This window comes from Polaribacter sp. HL-MS24 (assembly GCF_032758595.1).
In the GTDB taxonomy this organism is placed as follows: domain Bacteria; phylum Bacteroidota; class Bacteroidia; order Flavobacteriales; family Flavobacteriaceae; genus Polaribacter.
Genome location: NZ_CP136415.1, coordinates 513,355 through 528,701 on the forward strand (window position 1 = coordinate 513,355; position 15,347 = coordinate 528,701).

The 15,347-nt window shown below is 33.9% G+C and carries 12 protein-coding genes, 1 tRNA gene and 1 pseudogene; 3 read left to right on the plus strand and 11 right to left on the minus strand.

Going from position 1 to position 15,347, the window contains the following annotated elements; all coding sequences use genetic code 11:
- Entirely contained in the window at positions 1–1,767 is a 1,767-nt protein-coding gene (locus RRF69_RS02465) for an ABC transporter ATP-binding protein (protein ID WP_316940407.1), read from the minus strand.
- A gap of 3 nt (positions 1,768–1,770) precedes the next feature.
- Positions 1,771–2,496, minus strand: a complete 726-nt coding sequence (gene truA, locus RRF69_RS02470; RefSeq protein WP_316940408.1) for a tRNA pseudouridine(38-40) synthase TruA — start codon at positions 2,494–2,496, stop codon at positions 1,771–1,773.
- Between the two features lie 63 nt (positions 2,497–2,559).
- On the opposite strand from truA, the gene RRF69_RS02475 reads away from it, so the two are divergent.
- Complete coding sequence (locus RRF69_RS02475; protein WP_316940409.1) at positions 2,560–3,057, plus strand: metallophosphoesterase family protein; 498 nt, start codon at positions 2,560–2,562, stop codon at positions 3,055–3,057.
- A 75-nt stretch (positions 3,058–3,132) separates the two neighbouring features.
- Here the strand turns inward: RRF69_RS02475 and RRF69_RS02480 are convergent, their stop codons facing one another.
- A complete protein-coding gene (locus RRF69_RS02480) occupies positions 3,133–3,564 on the minus strand; it encodes a DUF4293 domain-containing protein (protein WP_316940410.1) in 432 nt (143 codons plus the stop codon).
- 191 nt (positions 3,565–3,755) lie between these two features.
- Between RRF69_RS02480 and rho the strand changes: the two genes are divergently transcribed.
- The gene (gene rho, locus RRF69_RS02485; RefSeq protein WP_316940411.1) at positions 3,756–5,540 is read left to right on the plus strand and encodes a transcription termination factor Rho; all 1,785 of its coding nucleotides are present in this window, start codon (positions 3,756–3,758) and stop codon (positions 5,538–5,540) included.
- A 76-nt stretch (positions 5,541–5,616) separates the two neighbouring features.
- Here the strand turns inward: rho and RRF69_RS02490 are convergent, their stop codons facing one another.
- The 6 genes and pseudogenes from RRF69_RS02490 to RRF69_RS02515 form a co-directional block, all read right to left on the minus strand.
- The gene (locus tag RRF69_RS02490) at positions 5,617–7,704 is read right to left on the minus strand and encodes a peptidylprolyl isomerase (protein WP_316940413.1); all 2,088 of its coding nucleotides are present in this window, start codon (positions 7,702–7,704) and stop codon (positions 5,617–5,619) included.
- Positions 7,705–7,824: 120 nt separating this feature from the next.
- Positions 7,825–9,090, minus strand: a complete 1,266-nt coding sequence (locus RRF69_RS02495; RefSeq protein ID WP_316940414.1) for a hemolysin family protein — start codon at positions 9,088–9,090, stop codon at positions 7,825–7,827.
- A gap of 221 nt (positions 9,091–9,311) precedes the next feature.
- The gene (lptC, locus tag RRF69_RS02500; RefSeq protein WP_316940415.1) at positions 9,312–9,878 is read right to left on the minus strand and encodes an LPS export ABC transporter periplasmic protein LptC; all 567 of its coding nucleotides are present in this window, start codon (positions 9,876–9,878) and stop codon (positions 9,312–9,314) included.
- 2 nt (positions 9,879–9,880) lie between these two features.
- Positions 9,881–11,218: a hypothetical protein gene (locus tag RRF69_RS02505; RefSeq protein WP_316940416.1), complete on the minus strand. Its 1,338-nt coding sequence runs from the start codon at positions 11,216–11,218 to the stop codon at positions 9,881–9,883.
- A gap of 16 nt (positions 11,219–11,234) precedes the next feature.
- Complete coding sequence (locus tag RRF69_RS02510; protein WP_316940417.1) at positions 11,235–12,536, minus strand: hypothetical protein; 1,302 nt, start codon at positions 12,534–12,536, stop codon at positions 11,235–11,237.
- Positions 12,533–13,261: pseudogene (locus RRF69_RS02515) on the minus strand (type III pantothenate kinase). Before RRF69_RS02515 ends, RRF69_RS02510 begins: the two are co-directional and overlap by 4 nt.
- A gap of 99 nt (positions 13,262–13,360) precedes the next feature.
- On the opposite strand from RRF69_RS02515, the gene RRF69_RS02520 reads away from it, so the two are divergent.
- Positions 13,361–13,433 (plus strand) — tRNA-Phe (locus RRF69_RS02520).
- Positions 13,434–13,552: 119 nt separating this feature from the next.
- Here RRF69_RS02520 and RRF69_RS02525 read toward each other — a convergent pair.
- Both RRF69_RS02525 and RRF69_RS02530 read right to left on the minus strand, forming a co-directional pair.
- A complete protein-coding gene (locus tag RRF69_RS02525) occupies positions 13,553–13,843 on the minus strand; it encodes a helix-turn-helix domain-containing protein (RefSeq protein WP_069674090.1) in 291 nt (96 codons plus the stop codon).
- 12 nt (positions 13,844–13,855) lie between these two features.
- Positions 13,856–15,343, minus strand: coding sequence for a hypothetical protein (locus tag RRF69_RS02530; RefSeq protein WP_316940419.1), 1,488 nt, complete (start codon positions 15,341–15,343; stop codon positions 13,856–13,858).
- Positions 15,344–15,347 lie beyond the last annotated feature (4 nt).

Sequence of the window (15,347 nt, forward strand, 5' to 3'; positions counted from 1 at the left end):
TTACAAAGCAAGTTCAGTACTAAACTGCTTGTCGTATAAATTTTTATAGTACCCGTTTTCTTTAACAAGAAGTTCTTGATGCGTTCCTTCCTCTACAATCAACCCTTTGTCCATTACAATAATTTTGTCGGCTTGTTTTATTGTAGCTAATCGATGTGCAATTACTATCGAAGTTCGATCTTTTGTAATGGTTTCGGTAGCGTACTGAATCATTTGCTCTGCATGTGAATCAACAGAAGAAGTGGCTTCATCTAGAATTAAGATACTAGGCTTGCTAACATAGGCGCGTAAAAAAGCAATTAGCTGTCGTTGACCGGAAGACAACATGCCTCCTCGCTCTTTTACATTGTATAAATAATCGTCTGGAAGGGTCATGATAAAATCATGAATCCCAATTTGTTTGGCTGCCGTTTTTACTTCTTCTAAAGAAATTGCATCATTTTTTAAAGTGATATTATGTAAAATTGAATCGGAGAATAAAAATACATCTTGTAAAACAATGGCCACTTGTTTTCTTAACGATTCAATTTCAAATTGGTCCACAGAAATTCCATCAACAGAAATTGTTCCGCTATCAATTTCATAAAATCGATTGATCAAATTGATAATGGTAGATTTTCCTGCTCCTGTAGCACCAACAATGGCAACTGTTTGCCCTTCTCTTACCTCAAAAGAAATACCTTTTAAAACTTCTTCTCCTGTGATATAGCTAAATCGAACATCATCAAATAGAATATTTCCTTGTAAGCCTTCCGCGACCAGTGTTCCATTTTTTGCAATACTACTTTCAGTATCGATGATCGCAAAAACACGTTCACCACTAACAATTCCCATTTGAAGCTGATTGAACTTATCTGCAATTTGACGCAATGGTTGAAACAACATTTGGGCATACATGATAAATGCAAAAATTTCAGCAACACTAGCAACCGACTGATCCACAACTTGTAGCCCTCCAAACCATACCAACAAACCAATAGCGATTGAAGACAAAATCTCTGCTATTGGAAAGAAAATTGAATAGTACCAGATTGTTTTTATATATGCTTTTTTATGCTTGTTGTTGATTTCCTTAAAATTATCGTATTCAATTTTTTCTCGATTGAACAATTGCACAATCTTCATCCCAGTTACTCGCTCTTGCACAAAACTATTCAAATTAGAAACCTGATTTCGAACTTCTTGAAAAGTAGCTTTGATAGCTATTTGAAACCTTTTAGTTGCATAGATTAAAATAGGCAATACTGCTAAAGTAATCAATGCCAATTGCCAATTCATCACCAACATAATCACAGTTACAACCAACATTTTTAGAATATCACTGGTGATCATGAATACCCCTTGAGTAAAAAAAGCAGAAATTGTTTCGATGTCTGAGACAACTCTCGTAACCAGCTTCCCTACTGCATTCTTATCGAAATAGGACATTTTAAATTGCAAAATATGTCGAAAAATCTTTGCTCGAATGTCTCTAATAATATGCTGACCCACCCAATTGGAGAAGTAAATAAAGCTAAACTGAAGCAAAACCTCTACGAGTAATACGCCTAACATTAGTAGGATAAAATTGAGCAATGCAGAACTGTCTTTTGGAATTACTGCTCGATCGATCGTGAGTTTTAAGATGTAGGGTCTGGCAGCAGAAAACAATGCCAATAGGATTGTAGAAGAGGATGCAATAAAAAAGTACAAGCGATACTTTCTGGCAAAACTCATGAGTCTTGAAAATATTTTTATATCAAATGCATTTCCTGTATTGTCTCCCAAAATCTAATATTTAATTGCTGTTAAAAATAAGCCTTTTGCGGGAACTGATAAACCTGCTTTGCTTCTATTTTTACTTTCTATAATTTCCCTAAAATCATCAACAGATTTTTTTCCTGTACCTACTTCAATTAAGGTTCCGACAATGGCTCGTACCATATTTCTCAAAAATCGATTGGCCGTAATTGAAAAGGTCAATTCATTGGCTCTTTGTGTCCAAACTGCTTGGGTGATATCACAATTAAAAGTAAAAACCTCTGTTTTTACTTTTGAGAAAGATTCAAAATCGGTATACTCTAACAATAAGCTAGCAGCAGCATTCATCTTTTCAATGTCGAATTTTTGTGAATGAATTTGCCAAGAAAAATCCAATAAAAAAGGATTTCGTCCCAAACAAATTTTATACTCATAACTTCGACTAAGTGCGTCAAATCTAGCATGTTTGTCATCTTCAACTAAAAACACTTTGTAAACCACAATATCTTCTGGCAAAATAGAATTCAGTTTGAAAACTGCATTTTCATCCAATTCCAAATCGATATCAAAGTGGGCGAACATCTGAGAAGCATGCACTCCCGTATCTGTTCTTCCTGCTCCTACAACATTGATCTCCTTTTGCAATAGCAAACTTAAAGCATGATTTACTTTTTGTTGTACAGAAATGGCATCTGGTTGTATTTGCCAACCATGATAGTTTTTCCCATTGTAAGAAAGCTCTATAAAATATCTCAAGAAGTGTCTTTTTTGAAGGTCTCAAAATTACGAAATTTATTTTGTTATTAGTATTTTTGTAGGGTGAAGAAAATCTTATTACTCTCCGATACCCATAGTTATATTGATGACCAAATTTTAAAATTTGTCAAACTTGCAGACGAAGTTTGGCATGCAGGAGATATCGGAAATTTAAAAGTAACAGACAGCATCAAAGCACTCAAGCCATTGCGAGCTGTATATGGGAATATTGACGATGCAGTAGCCCGGTCGGAATTCCCTTTAGACAATCGTTTCGTCCTGGAAGATGTGGACGTATGGATAACACATATTGGAGGGTACCCTAATCGATACCAACAGCGAATTAGAGAAGAACTCAAAACAAATCCTCCAAAAATATTTATTGCAGGCCATTCACATATTTTAAAAGTTCAATATGACAAAAAACTCAATCTTTTGCACTTGAACCCAGGTGCTGCGGGCAATCACGGTTTTCACAAAATCCGAACCATGCTGCGTTTTAGCCTTGAAAAAGGAGACATTAAGGATTTAGAGATTATCGAATTGGCCACCAGAGGATAACAAAAAGTAGCATAAAAAAAACCGAAGAATCTATTCTTCGGTTTTTAGGTCGCACTAATATACTATATTATAGTCTTATCGCAATCTATCTACAGATTTTACGAGATCTTCATCCTTTTTAATCGCCTTATTCGCCAAAACAATAAGCAAAATGGCTAAAATCGGTAAAAACATCCCAATACCCTTCTCTGAAATTTTCACTTCTCCAGGTAACGTTAGAGATACATAAATCAATATTCCTAATAATAAAAGGTTAATCAAAATTGAAATTCTTCCAACAACAAATTGCAACTGTCTCTTTTTAAATAAAAAAATGGCTACAAATGAAAGTATTGCTGAGAGTAAAAATAAGAAACTAATTCCGTTTAACAAAATAGAATCTTCTTTTAAAAGGTCTATTACATAAGTTTTATGTTCTGAAAAGCTCCATATATCAAACAAAAAAATAGCCCCCCCAGAAACAAGAGTAGCAAGAAATAAATATATGGATTGAATTCTTTGAATCATTATGTATAATAGAACAGCAAAAGTATTGTTTTCTTTTTTAAAAAGAAAGTCTGAAACTAAAAAAAAAAAACATATATTTGTATATAGTAACCACTCAATCTATTGTATAGCTCTTTATACAATACTTTCAAAAGCAACAAATCTCACAAACTTTCTTACGAGAAAATATAAATTAACATAACACATACATAATGTTCGAAATTTCTGAACTAAAAGCAAAAACACTTGCTGACTTACAAGTGATTGCCAAATCTATTGGATTATCCAAAACAAGTCAATTAAAAAAATTAGATTTAGTGTATCAAATTTTAGACATACAAGCTGCAAACCCTGTAAAGGTTGAAGCAACTGTAAAGTCAACGGATGGTACAGAAACCTCAAAAGTATCAAAACCAAGAAGAAAACGAGTTTCTAAAGGACCCGAAAACACTGCAAATCCAACAGCCACAAAAGGACCAGAAAGAAACACTCCTCAACCTAGAAAGGTAGAAAGAGTAGCAGCACCTTCAGAGGATACGAAGCCTTTGGTTAAAACTGCACCAAAAAAAGAAATTGAAGCTTCAACAATAACTGATAGCAAAGAGCTACCAAAAGCTCCTCAGGGTCAGCAAAAAACACCGCAACAACGTAAACCGATTGAGCATCAAAAGCCAATTCAACAAAAAACGGTCGAGCAACAAAAACCAATTCAACAAAAAACTGTACAAAAGAATCCTGCCCAACAAAAGCAGCATCCAAGTACGCAAAATAATCCACAGCAAAACAATAAGAACAAGCCTAGAGAAAATACTCGGGAAAAAGCTGCTGTTGTTGGTAAAGGAAATAAGTCTAACAATCGATTTAAAGATCCTGATTTTGAATTTGATGGAATTATTGAAAGTGAAGGAGTGCTGGAAATGATGCCTGATGGGTATGGCTTCTTAAGATCTTCTGATTATAACTATCTCTCATCGCCCGATGATATTTATGTTTCACAATCTCAAATCAAATTATTTGGCATCAAAACAGGAGATACTGTTAGAGGAAATGTTCGTCCACCCAAAGAAGGTGAAAAGTATTTTCCTTTAATAAGAGTTTCAAAAATAAACGGATTGAACCCAAACATCGTTAGAGATCGAGTTTCATTTGAACATTTAACACCTCTTTTCCCACAAGAAAAATTCAATTTGGCTGAAAAAGGAAGTTCTTTATCAACACGAATTATCGATTTATTTTCACCGATTGGAAAAGGACAGCGTGGAATGATTGTTGCCCAGCCAAAAACAGGAAAAACCATGTTGCTTAAAGATGTTGCCAATGCAATCGCCATGAACCACCCTGAGGTATATCAGATTGTACTTTTGATAGACGAACGTCCGGAAGAAGTTACAGACATGCAACGTAGTGTTCGTGGAGAAGTAGTTGCATCTACTTTTGATGAACCTGCAGAAAAGCATGTAAAGGTTGCCAATATCGTTTTAGAGAAAGCAAAACGTTTAGTAGAATGTGGACACGATGTAGTCATATTATTAGATTCCATTACGCGTCTGGCAAGAGCTTACAATACGGTAGCTCCTGCATCTGGAAAAATACTTTCTGGAGGTATCGATGCAAATGCATTACACAAACCAAAACGTTTCTTTGGAGCAGCTAGAAATATTGAAAATGGAGGCTCTTTAACTATTATCGCTACAGCATTGACAGAAACTGGTTCTAAAATGGACGAAGTAATCTTCGAAGAATTTAAAGGAACTGGAAATATGGAATTACAGTTAGACCGAAATATCTCTAACCGTAGAATCTACCCTGCAATTGATCTTATCAAATCTTCTACCCGAAGAGATGATCTACTCCTAGATGCTAAAACTGTTCAAAGAATGTGGGTATTACGTAAATATCTTGCAGATATGAATCCAGTAGAAGCAATGGAATTTATCAATGAACGAATTAAATTCTCTAAGAATAACGATGAGTTCTTAATCTCAATGAATGGATAATTCACGATACTATTAAGCATAAAAAATCCCGATCAATATTGATCGGGATTTTTTATGTCTTCTATTTTTTTAGTTCTTAGTTTGCACCATATAAAGAACCTCTATTATCTTCAATCTCTGCAGCATTTTTCAACGCTTCATACATTTTAAAAGTTTGTCTCTTTCTTGCATCTGCAATTCTTTTTCTTTCAGAATCATAGTTTGGCAATGCAGTTGGTGCCTCTTTCTTTACAACTACAAAGGCATAGACTCCGTTGCTTCCTGCTATATTACTATACAATGTATTTTCTTTTGCATAAAACATGGCACCCACAACCTTAGGTTCAAATCCTGCTCCTGAAAGAGATGGACTTTGTAAGCTAATATTATCGGCAGTTCTTACAGTTACACTATTTTCTTTTGCAATCTCATTTAGAGAAGAAGCATTCATCTTTTCAGCGAGAATCGCTGCTTTCTTTTCGTTCAACAAAATAGGTCGTATGCTAGATGCTACTTTTGATGCAGGTGCTAATCCCTTTTGAGTCTTTGCAGTGATTACGGCAACAACATGTCCATTCTCTGTATCAAAACGTTGAAAGTCTCCGACCTGAACATCTCCAAAAGCCCAAGAAACGATTTGTCTTTGATTCCCAAGTCCAGGCACATTTTCATCTAAAACTTTTACACCAATTGCTGGTCGGGTTGCATAGTTGTTTGCTTTTGCTGCATCATAGAATTTTCCACTTTGAGAAACTTCCAATGCAAATTTTTCAGCATTTTCAAAAACGGTGTTTTCAGTAGCTTCAGAAGGAACAATCTTTTTAGCAATGGTTGCTAATTTCATCGCATTTTGAATATTTTTTCGCTCATCTACTTTGACAACATGAAATCCAAAAGGAGTTTTCACAACACCCATGGCACCTTTACGATTGGTAAAAGTAAAGTCTCTAAAAGCAGGAGTCATTCTTGAATAACTAAAGAATCCTAAATCTCCTCCTTTGTTTGAGTTAGATTTATCAGAAGACAAGTCTTTTGCCAATCCATTAAATTTTCGCTTGTTTCTTTTGACTACTACCAGAACGCTATCAGCTAATTTTTTTGCTTCAGCTTCTGTTCTAGTTACATCTTGCGCTACTTGTTGTGCTCCAACAAAAGGAATTAAAATATGACTCGCTTTAACTGAATCAGGCATTTGTACAACCTCGGTAATTTTTGTCATTTTAAAAAAACCACTTTCTTTATACGGTCCAAAAACATCGCCTTCTTTTCCGTTAAAAATCATCTCTGCAACCTCTACAGGAACTTGATTTTTAAATTTGAAGGTGTCGTCAAGATTTAAGTCTGAATCATTTTCAGTTAAAAAAGCAAGATTTGAAGTTGCTTTTTTAAAGTCATCCGATAATGATGCCAGTCCATTTTTAATGGCAGCTTCATCTTCTGGTGTTGCATTTGCATCAAATTTCACATATGCCAAATCTCTGGAAGCATCTACTTGATACTCGTTTGCATGTGCTTGGATATACGACTTGATTTCGCTCGTAGTTATTTTTACAAGGCTATCTGCAACAGAAGAATAAGGAAGGTAGACAAACTGAGCGCTCATCTTTGTATTGTTGTTTAAGTAGGTCATTTCTCCCTCTTTTAAAGAAGCTCCTAAACCAGCGGTCACAAGGTTGTTGTACGTGTTTTTTTCTGAATTGTCTTTAAGCTGAATAATATAGTTACTCCATGCGTCAGACAATTGTTTATTGCTCACTTCAATGTCTTTCAAAAACTGTTTTACTTTCTGCTCGTCAAATAAACCTGCCTCATTTTGAAACTGTGGATTGTCTTTTACAGAAGGAGAATTGATCACTTCTGACCAAACATCATTTTCACCCACAATAATTCCTGCTTTTTCTAATTGAGCTTGATAGATTTTTTTTCTAACAATATTGTCCCATACTGTTTTGGTTGCCTGCATATCAGAAATAGAGTTTCCGGTTTGAGCTTTGTATGCCTCCAATGCAGTTGCAAATTCTTGTTTAGAAATGACATCACCATCAACTTCTCCTATTTCATTTATTTTGCTAGAATTAAATAAATCCCCTAAAGTAGAAGGATCCAATACAAAAGCAAAAAGTGCCAAACCAATAATGATGATTAAGAACATTGAACGTTCTCTAATTTTTGATAAAACTGCCATACCTAATTTATTTATTTTTCAGGAAGCGAATATACGATTTGGGTTTTAATATTGCAACCCTAAGCTCACTTATTAATCGGAAATTTGAATTTCCTAGACTTCAAATTTATGCGGGGAGAATTAGTCTTCTTTGTCTAAAAGTGTCAAACTGATTTCTTCAATTTTAGAAGAGCTCACTTTGAGAATTTCTATCTCAAAGTTCCCAATGATTACAATCTCATTTTGTTCTGGAATATTCTCTGTTGCATTGATCACAAAACCTCCAATGGTCTCGTAGGCTTCTTCTTTTGGGATGTTTAGGTCGTAGTTTTCGTTTACATAATCCACTTCCAATCTTGCTGAGAAATGGTACACATTCTCTTTAATTTTTTCTTCTAAAAACTCTTGTTTATCGTGTTCATCTTCAATTTCCCCAAACAGTTCTTCAACGATATCTTCTACAGTGATAATTCCTGAAGTTCCTCCATATTCGTCCACTACAATTGCGACACTTTTTCGCTTCTTTATTAGGTTGTTTAGAATATTGCTAATCATCATCGATTCGGGTACAATTTCAACTGGTAAAAGAATCGATTTTATTGTTTTTGGATTTTTAAAAAGAGCAAAAGCATTTACATAGCCCACAACATTATCTAACGAATTGCTATAAATTAAAATTTTTGAAAGTCCGCTATCGATCAATCGTTGCTTCAGATTGGCTACTGAGTCTTTAATGTCCAGCGCAACGATTTCTGTTCGTGGCACCATAACCTCTCGTGCTTTAAGATTTTGAAATCCTAACGCATTTTGAAAGATTTGAATTTCTGAATCGATTTCTTCCATTTCATTTCTTACTTCTAACTGCTCTGAAATGTAATGTCCTAATTCCTGCTTACTAAACTCTGTTTGTTGTTCATCTGGATTCAACTTAAAGATAACACGCAACATAAAATCTGAGATCCCTGCGATAAATTCTGAAAAGAAATGAAAAAGGATGTAGAAAAAGTAGGCGGGAACCACAAAGACTCGCATTACTTCGTTTGAATATATCCTAAAAATTGCTTTGGGTAAAAACTCAGCAGTTACTAAAATAATCAGGGTAGAGATCAGGGTCTGTATCAACAAACTTGTAAACTCATTCACATAGGTTACGGGTAAAATTTTTACCAAAACTATTCCCATAAAGTAACTGTAAATTACCAGTGAAATATTATTCCCGACCAACATGGTCGTAATAAATTTGGAAGATCTTTGAGTTATTTTATTCAGAATGTTTGCAATAAAACCTGCTCTCTTTTTTTCTAACTCAATATGGAGTTTATTTGCTGACACAAAGGCAATCTCCATTCCTGAGAAGAATGCAGAAAATACAATTGAAACAATAATAATTGCGATTTCAATTTCCATAAATTGCGATGTCTAGACTAGTTGTTTTGACTGTTTCTTTTTTGCACTTTTTTCCTAAAACTTCTTTTAAAGAAAAACACCAAGGTAATAAAAAAAGAAAAACCAAGAAACAAATAGGCGCGTTCTCTTTCTGAATTCCAACGAATCAGAGCTTCTATCAAAAAAATTGCTGCAATTATTAAATATCCATACTGAAAAAATTTCCAAATTTTATTCATAATTTATTCTTCTTGTGTTTCTATATCTCCTAAAACATTTTTTGCCAAATGCTTGCTTAAATCTTCTTTGCACTCAAATCCAACTCCTTTAACTATACTCGTAGGTGTTGTTAAAACAAATGCTTTTTCTGAGTAAAAATAGGCTGTATTTTGATCCCAATAAAGCTGTTCGGTTTCTAATCTTGATTGTTCTGTATGATTGACTACAACCACGTTCCCAAGGATTTCTGAAATTTTTGTTTTAGAGTATGACAGTGCATAATTCCCTGTGATGGTCACAGAATCATTACTTTTTTTACTAAAGTTAATAATTTTTATTCCTTTAGGAAATTCATTATACGGATGATTTTTTCGATTGCTAAAGTCGTGTAATAGTGGAGTAATTAATTTTGATGTCACACGTCCTGAATCTTTATACTCGTGATAGGCATCTTTAGCAACTCCAATTGGCAAGTTTTTATCCGCCAAAAAATCGCGTACTTTCCTAGAATCATTGGTACAAGAAAAAAGCATTCCCGTTGTAAGAACAACAGCAATGCTTTTTAGTAGTATATGATATCTAAGTTTCAAAATTAATTGGGTACTCTTACGGTTTCTCCTATCCAACAATTTATGGTATATGCTGTTCCTGGATCGATACCAGCTGTAAAAATCATTTTCTTATCAGGCACATTTCCAGAATAGGTTTTAATATATCTATTTGCCAAAGCACTGATACTTGGATCAACTGCGGAAGCTCTTTTTGCTTTGTTTAAAGCCGCTACATAGACCATACGCTTCTGAAACTCTCCAGAACCACATTCGTTCACACTGGATGCATACAAACTTGCAATTAATAAGTAGGCTTTTCCTAAGTTTGGATTAAAGCTCAAAGCCTCTCTCGCCAAGCTTCTTGCTCTGGATTTTTGACCTTTTTTTGATGCATATTGAGCGAACTTCAATTTATAATTTGCCTTCTTAATTGGATCTACTTCTAAATCGAAAGCTTTTTTACGCATTTCATCTGCTCCACGGGTATCTCCATTCTTTTCTAGAACAACCGCTACGAAAGAATAGGAATCTGAAGAAGGGGACGCTTCAGCATAAGCTCTTGCTAGTTTTTCATACAAAGGATCTTCTGTACATTCTTTATTGTACATTCTACTCACAGCTCTTTTTAACCAAGCAGCATTCGATACATTTGCATCAAAATCTCTATTGTAAAGCGGAATCAAACGCTCACATGTAGATAAGGTAACAATCATATTGTCCAAACCTGCTTCTACCTGTCCTAAGGCATTCGAGTTGATTGAATAAATTCTTAATTTCTTCTTTTCTGAGGAATTTAAAGCAATGCTATCAGAAATTTTCTTGTTCAATGGCGCTAATTTTTTTGCATAGTCTTCCAATTTTTCTCCTACAGATTCCAATACGTCATCATAAGTATCAAATACTTTTTGAGGATTGGTGTCTTTATTTCGATCTGTCATTCCTTGAAAATACTTATACAAATTCTTAACCCCCATTTTGGTAGGGTCAATATTATAGGCTTTCTCTAAGATTAAAAAAACATCATTTTCATCAGCCAATTCATTATCGGATAGATAGGTTGCATAATCACTATGAACTTTTGCGGGATTTTTGGTAGGAAAAATATCCAATCGTTGCTCGTATACTCTTTTTGCTAAAACAGGGTCTTTTTTAATATCTTCTGCAAGGGTTGCTCCATACTTATAAATATTTACAGATAAATCTTTACAGTTATCCATTAAGAACTGCCAATTCACAAAAGCATCCTCATATTTTTTTGATTTAAAATCTCCTTTAAAAAGGTTGTACTTAATGGCACACTCTCTTTGATTGTCCTGAGCATTTGTTTTTGCTGTTGACATAAATAATAGGGCAGCAAATAAAAACGTAATTTTCTTCATTGTTCTTGTTTTATTATTAATCTATTCTTCTTTTCTGAAACCAAGCTTGTCTTCCAGAAGCATTTAAGGTTAATCCTACTCGTATATTGAAATAATTCTCTTGAATCAAATTATTACTAGTAGTTCCTTTTTTTCCATATTCAAAACCTAAATTGACATTCGATAATCTTCTTCCCAATGGTAATCCTAAACCAAAAGATATGCCAAAGTCATTTACTTTGGAGAAATTTGTTCCTGTTCCAGCTCCATCAATTAGAAGCCCTGTGTTTTCATAACGGATTCCTCCACGATAGGTGACTCGATCCCAGTAACTTGAAAAAGAATTTGCTTTGGGTGTATAAAACCCTCCAAAAGAAACCCGATTAGATGCATCGTATTGAAAAGTGCTTCCTGTTCTGTTTAAAAATCCAGAAGTTTGAATTGCATCCTGATATTTGAAGTCTAAACTCGCATGCCACTGAAGTGGTTTCCCAATTCCAATTCCAAAAACAGTTTGGATTGGCAAATTATATTGTCCTTTTATAACGACTTGGTCTGCCTCATCTCGAATTTGTTCTCCTCCTGTTGCAGAAAATGAGAGTGTGTAAAAACGTTCTACACCTTGAACATCGAGGTTGCTTCCAAATTTAAAAGAACTTCCTGCATTTAAAACTAATTTATTTTTGAGGACCTTCGAGTATTGTGCGCCCAATTTTATATTTCCACCTCTTACGGTAGAAGATTGGTTGTATTTTGTTGCAAAAAGAACATTTGCTATTTGATTGATTACCGAATTCTCAACCTTTCCAAAACTAAAATCAGCTTCGACACCCACAGAAAACCCGTTGGCGACTTTCATTCCAAAACTTCCATACAATCGATTCACCCCGCCGTTCCCAGAAAATGCTGTAATTTCTGTAGGAGTACCCGCTGCATCCAATAAAGAATTTTCTAATGAATATCCTACCGCAGACAAAGGTTGCATCCCAATAGCAAAACCCGCTTTTTTCCCTATCGGGAAGGCCAATGCGAAATAGCTAATACTTGTAGAATTTGAAGTTTGACTGGTAGCAATCGTTTTAACGGTTAAGTCTTTACTCAATATCCCAAAGGTATAGGTCGTAAATTTTAAATCGGAATAGGCTGCTGGATTGGTGAAGTTTAAAGATTGAGGGCTATTAAAAGCAGCTCCAACACCTCCCATACTCGCTTGCTCTATTGTTTGAGAACTAAACTCTTCACCGATTCCAAAAAATGAGTAGGGAGAGGAAGTTGTTCTTTGACCGAAAACGATGCTTGATGTTATAAGTAAAAATACAATTAAGATTTTTTGAATCATTTGCTTTTGTTAAAAATCAATATTTCATTTAATCCGAAGAGGAGAAAATTTTGATTGGCAAATATGCTACTTTTTAATTGTTTTAACAAGAAATTTGTATCTCCTCCTGTTAAAACTACTGTTAAATCTGAATATTTCTTTTTATAAAGAGAAATCGCCCCTTCTATTTCATTGAGAACACCATTTACAACCCCAGAACACATACTTTGGTTTGTTGAATTTCCAATAAAATCAGTAGGAATCTCAGCAGTTATTAAGGGCAATTTTGCCGTAAATTTGTGAAGCGCTTCAAATCGCATTTGCATTCATAGTGAAATTGCACCTCCCAAATAATCGGAATTACTTTGGATAAAATCAAAGGTTAAACAAGTTCCTGCATCGATTACCAATACATTTTTTTGAGGAAACTGTTTTTGAGCAGCTACAATCAAAGCAATTCGATCTACACCGAGGGTATTAGGCGTCGAATACTTATTATGAAAAGAAACCTTAGTTTTGGATGAAACAACCGTAAAGGGAAAGATCTGCTTTAGTTTTTGAAGCTTAAAATCAGAAATTGAGGCAACAGACGAAATGATTCCAGCATGGATTGTGAAATTTTTTAAAATTTTTCGCACTTCAGTCAGTATTCTTTTTTTGTCAAAAACAAACAAGGACAGCAGTTTATCTTCCTCAAAAACAGCTGCTTTAACTCTTGTATTCCCAACATCTATAACTAAATTCACACTTGGCTTTTTATTGTTTTTCAAAAATACAATAGATTTTTTTAACTTTTCATTAGTAGATGTAAAAAAACATTTTATATTTGCATCCGCTAAGGCAATGGTACCTTAGCTCAGTTGGTAGAGCAAAGGACTGAAAATCCTTGTGTCCCTGGTTCGATTCCTGGAGGTACCACAAAATTATCCCGTAACTCATTTATAAACAATGATTTACGGGTTTTTTGGTTTTTAGGGTGTGCTCAAAGGTGTGCGCAGTCTGTAACATTACATAACATTTATACTGTTATACTTTAATTAAGCAGCATGGTCCAATCTCTCCAAAACTTCAGCCTCTTTATATAAGACACGTCTACCCATTCTACTCGGAACAAGTATATTTTTCTTTTCCCAATTATTAAGAGTTACCTCTGTTACATGAAGTAATTTTGCAGTTTCACTTCTACTCAAATACTTTTCATGTGAGTTATTAAAAGTAGTCTGACCTATTGCCTTCTGTCGGTTCAATTCTAATTTGACACCTTCTTTAACGATTTGGATTAGTTCGTCTTTTGTTACATTCAATATTTGTATGGTTTGTTCTTTCATTATTTTGTTTTTTTAGTTGTTCTTCAAAAATTCATTTGTGGTTTCGATGTGTTTGTCCAGTATTGACCAACTCATTTTTTTAAATCTACTCTTCGTTGATTTCTTATAGATATCATCTCTTATTTCCTTTATAAAATTATCATCAAGTGGATCTGAGGAATCTAACTTTTCAACCGATAAACCGGGTTTAATACCTGTTTTTTCGTGAAGTACTTCAAACATCACATTCGTTAGTTCTAACTTATGTTGTTCCGTTGTAATGATACAATCATGGATTGTGAAAATTGGAGCTGCAAGACATCGTCTATGGAATTCTGGAACCACACAATCCAATATTAGGTAACTCTCCACCCGCTGCAGTAATAAGGAGAAATTCCTCTTCCCTACTTTGTCCATAATCTTGAGAATAAATTGATTTACGAAAGGATAAAACTTCTCTAATAACCGAACTCCTTCCAACAATTCTCGATGTTTTCTATTGTTTTGAAACAATACATACATGATATCCTTTTTGATTGATTTACGTTGAGCACCCGTGGGAGAAACTCCATGTTCCAATTCAAATAAATGTGAATAGAAATCTTCTTGAAATGGTGCGTCTCTAAATTTTTGAAATTCGTGATGATCTCTAATTGTTATCTCATCTTTCCCCAAATACTTTCTTTGCTCAAAGTGCGCAAACATTAAGGGAGAAAAGAGGTGTGATTTAATATCTTTTATGAATTTATCATTTAATAAAGAGTTCATTATTTGATGAAATGATAATTGATCATTAGATTTAAAGAAATCATAGTTTAAGATACTTGATAATAGATATACCTGACTGCATTTAAGATCTACTTGAACCAATGATTCATTATTATATTTTAAATATTTTTTAAATATTTTAGGATTATTTGTTATGGTTGAATTATACCTCCAATTGGTTGTAGATTTATTATACCAATACTGATTGGTTTCAATATCATTTATTGTCAATAACCAGATTCCAATTTTATTTTTAAGAACCAGTAACTGATTGTCATTTGTTAATTCTTGACGCAGGGTATCGTATATGTGTTTTACATGATTCTTGTACCCTTTTTGTATTTCTAAGTTGTAGTTGAAGTAACTATCTAATAACTGGGTTTTAGAGGGTGCTGTTTTATGTTCTCTCCTTATGGTTTTTAATACCTTATCTTTTTTTTGATATTGATCGTTTAACTTGATTTTATTACACCTCACACCTTTTAAATAATTGACATCTAACTCAATCACATTTTTATCTTTTAATAGATCTAAAATCAATTTATAATCTCTATTTAAGATCATATTGAGTTCTTTAGAACACAATCCGGTGTATCCATTTTTTTCAAACTTTTTAATATTTTTATGTGTTGCCACAACTCTTGATATCAAATGATATATTTTCTCTTTAACATATTTCTGTCTTCGATTAGAGAGATTCAATTCTTCAATCAATTCAGGTACGTTTAAATTATTTGGCACTAAAACTTTCATTATT

What these genes read in the sequence shown, in the direction of transcription:
- RRF69_RS02480 (WP_316940410.1), bottom strand. Translation starts at nt 3,564, where the DNA reads ATGATTCAAAGAATTCAATCCATATATTTATTTCTTGCTACTCTTGTT.
- rho (WP_316940411.1), top strand. Translation starts at nt 3,756, where the DNA reads ATGTTCGAAATTTCTGAACTAAAAGCAAAAACACTTGCTGACTTACAA.
- RRF69_RS02490 (WP_316940413.1), bottom strand. Translation starts at nt 7,704, where the DNA reads ATGGCAGTTTTATCAAAAATTAGAGAACGTTCAATGTTCTTAATCATC.
- RRF69_RS02495 (WP_316940414.1), bottom strand. Translation starts at nt 9,090, where the DNA reads ATGGAAATTGAAATCGCAATTATTATTGTTTCAATTGTATTTTCTGCA.
- RRF69_RS02505 (WP_316940416.1), bottom strand. Translation starts at nt 11,218, where the DNA reads ATGAAGAAAATTACGTTTTTATTTGCTGCCCTATTATTTATGTCAACA.
- RRF69_RS02510 (WP_316940417.1), bottom strand. Translation starts at nt 12,536, where the DNA reads ATGATTCAAAAAATCTTAATTGTATTTTTACTTATAACATCAAGCATC.
- RRF69_RS02525 (WP_069674090.1), bottom strand. Translation starts at nt 13,843, where the DNA reads ATGAAAGAACAAACCATACAAATATTGAATGTAACAAAAGACGAACTA.
- RRF69_RS02530 (WP_316940419.1), bottom strand. Translation starts at nt 15,343, where the DNA reads ATGAAAGTTTTAGTGCCAAATAATTTAAACGTACCTGAATTGATTGAA.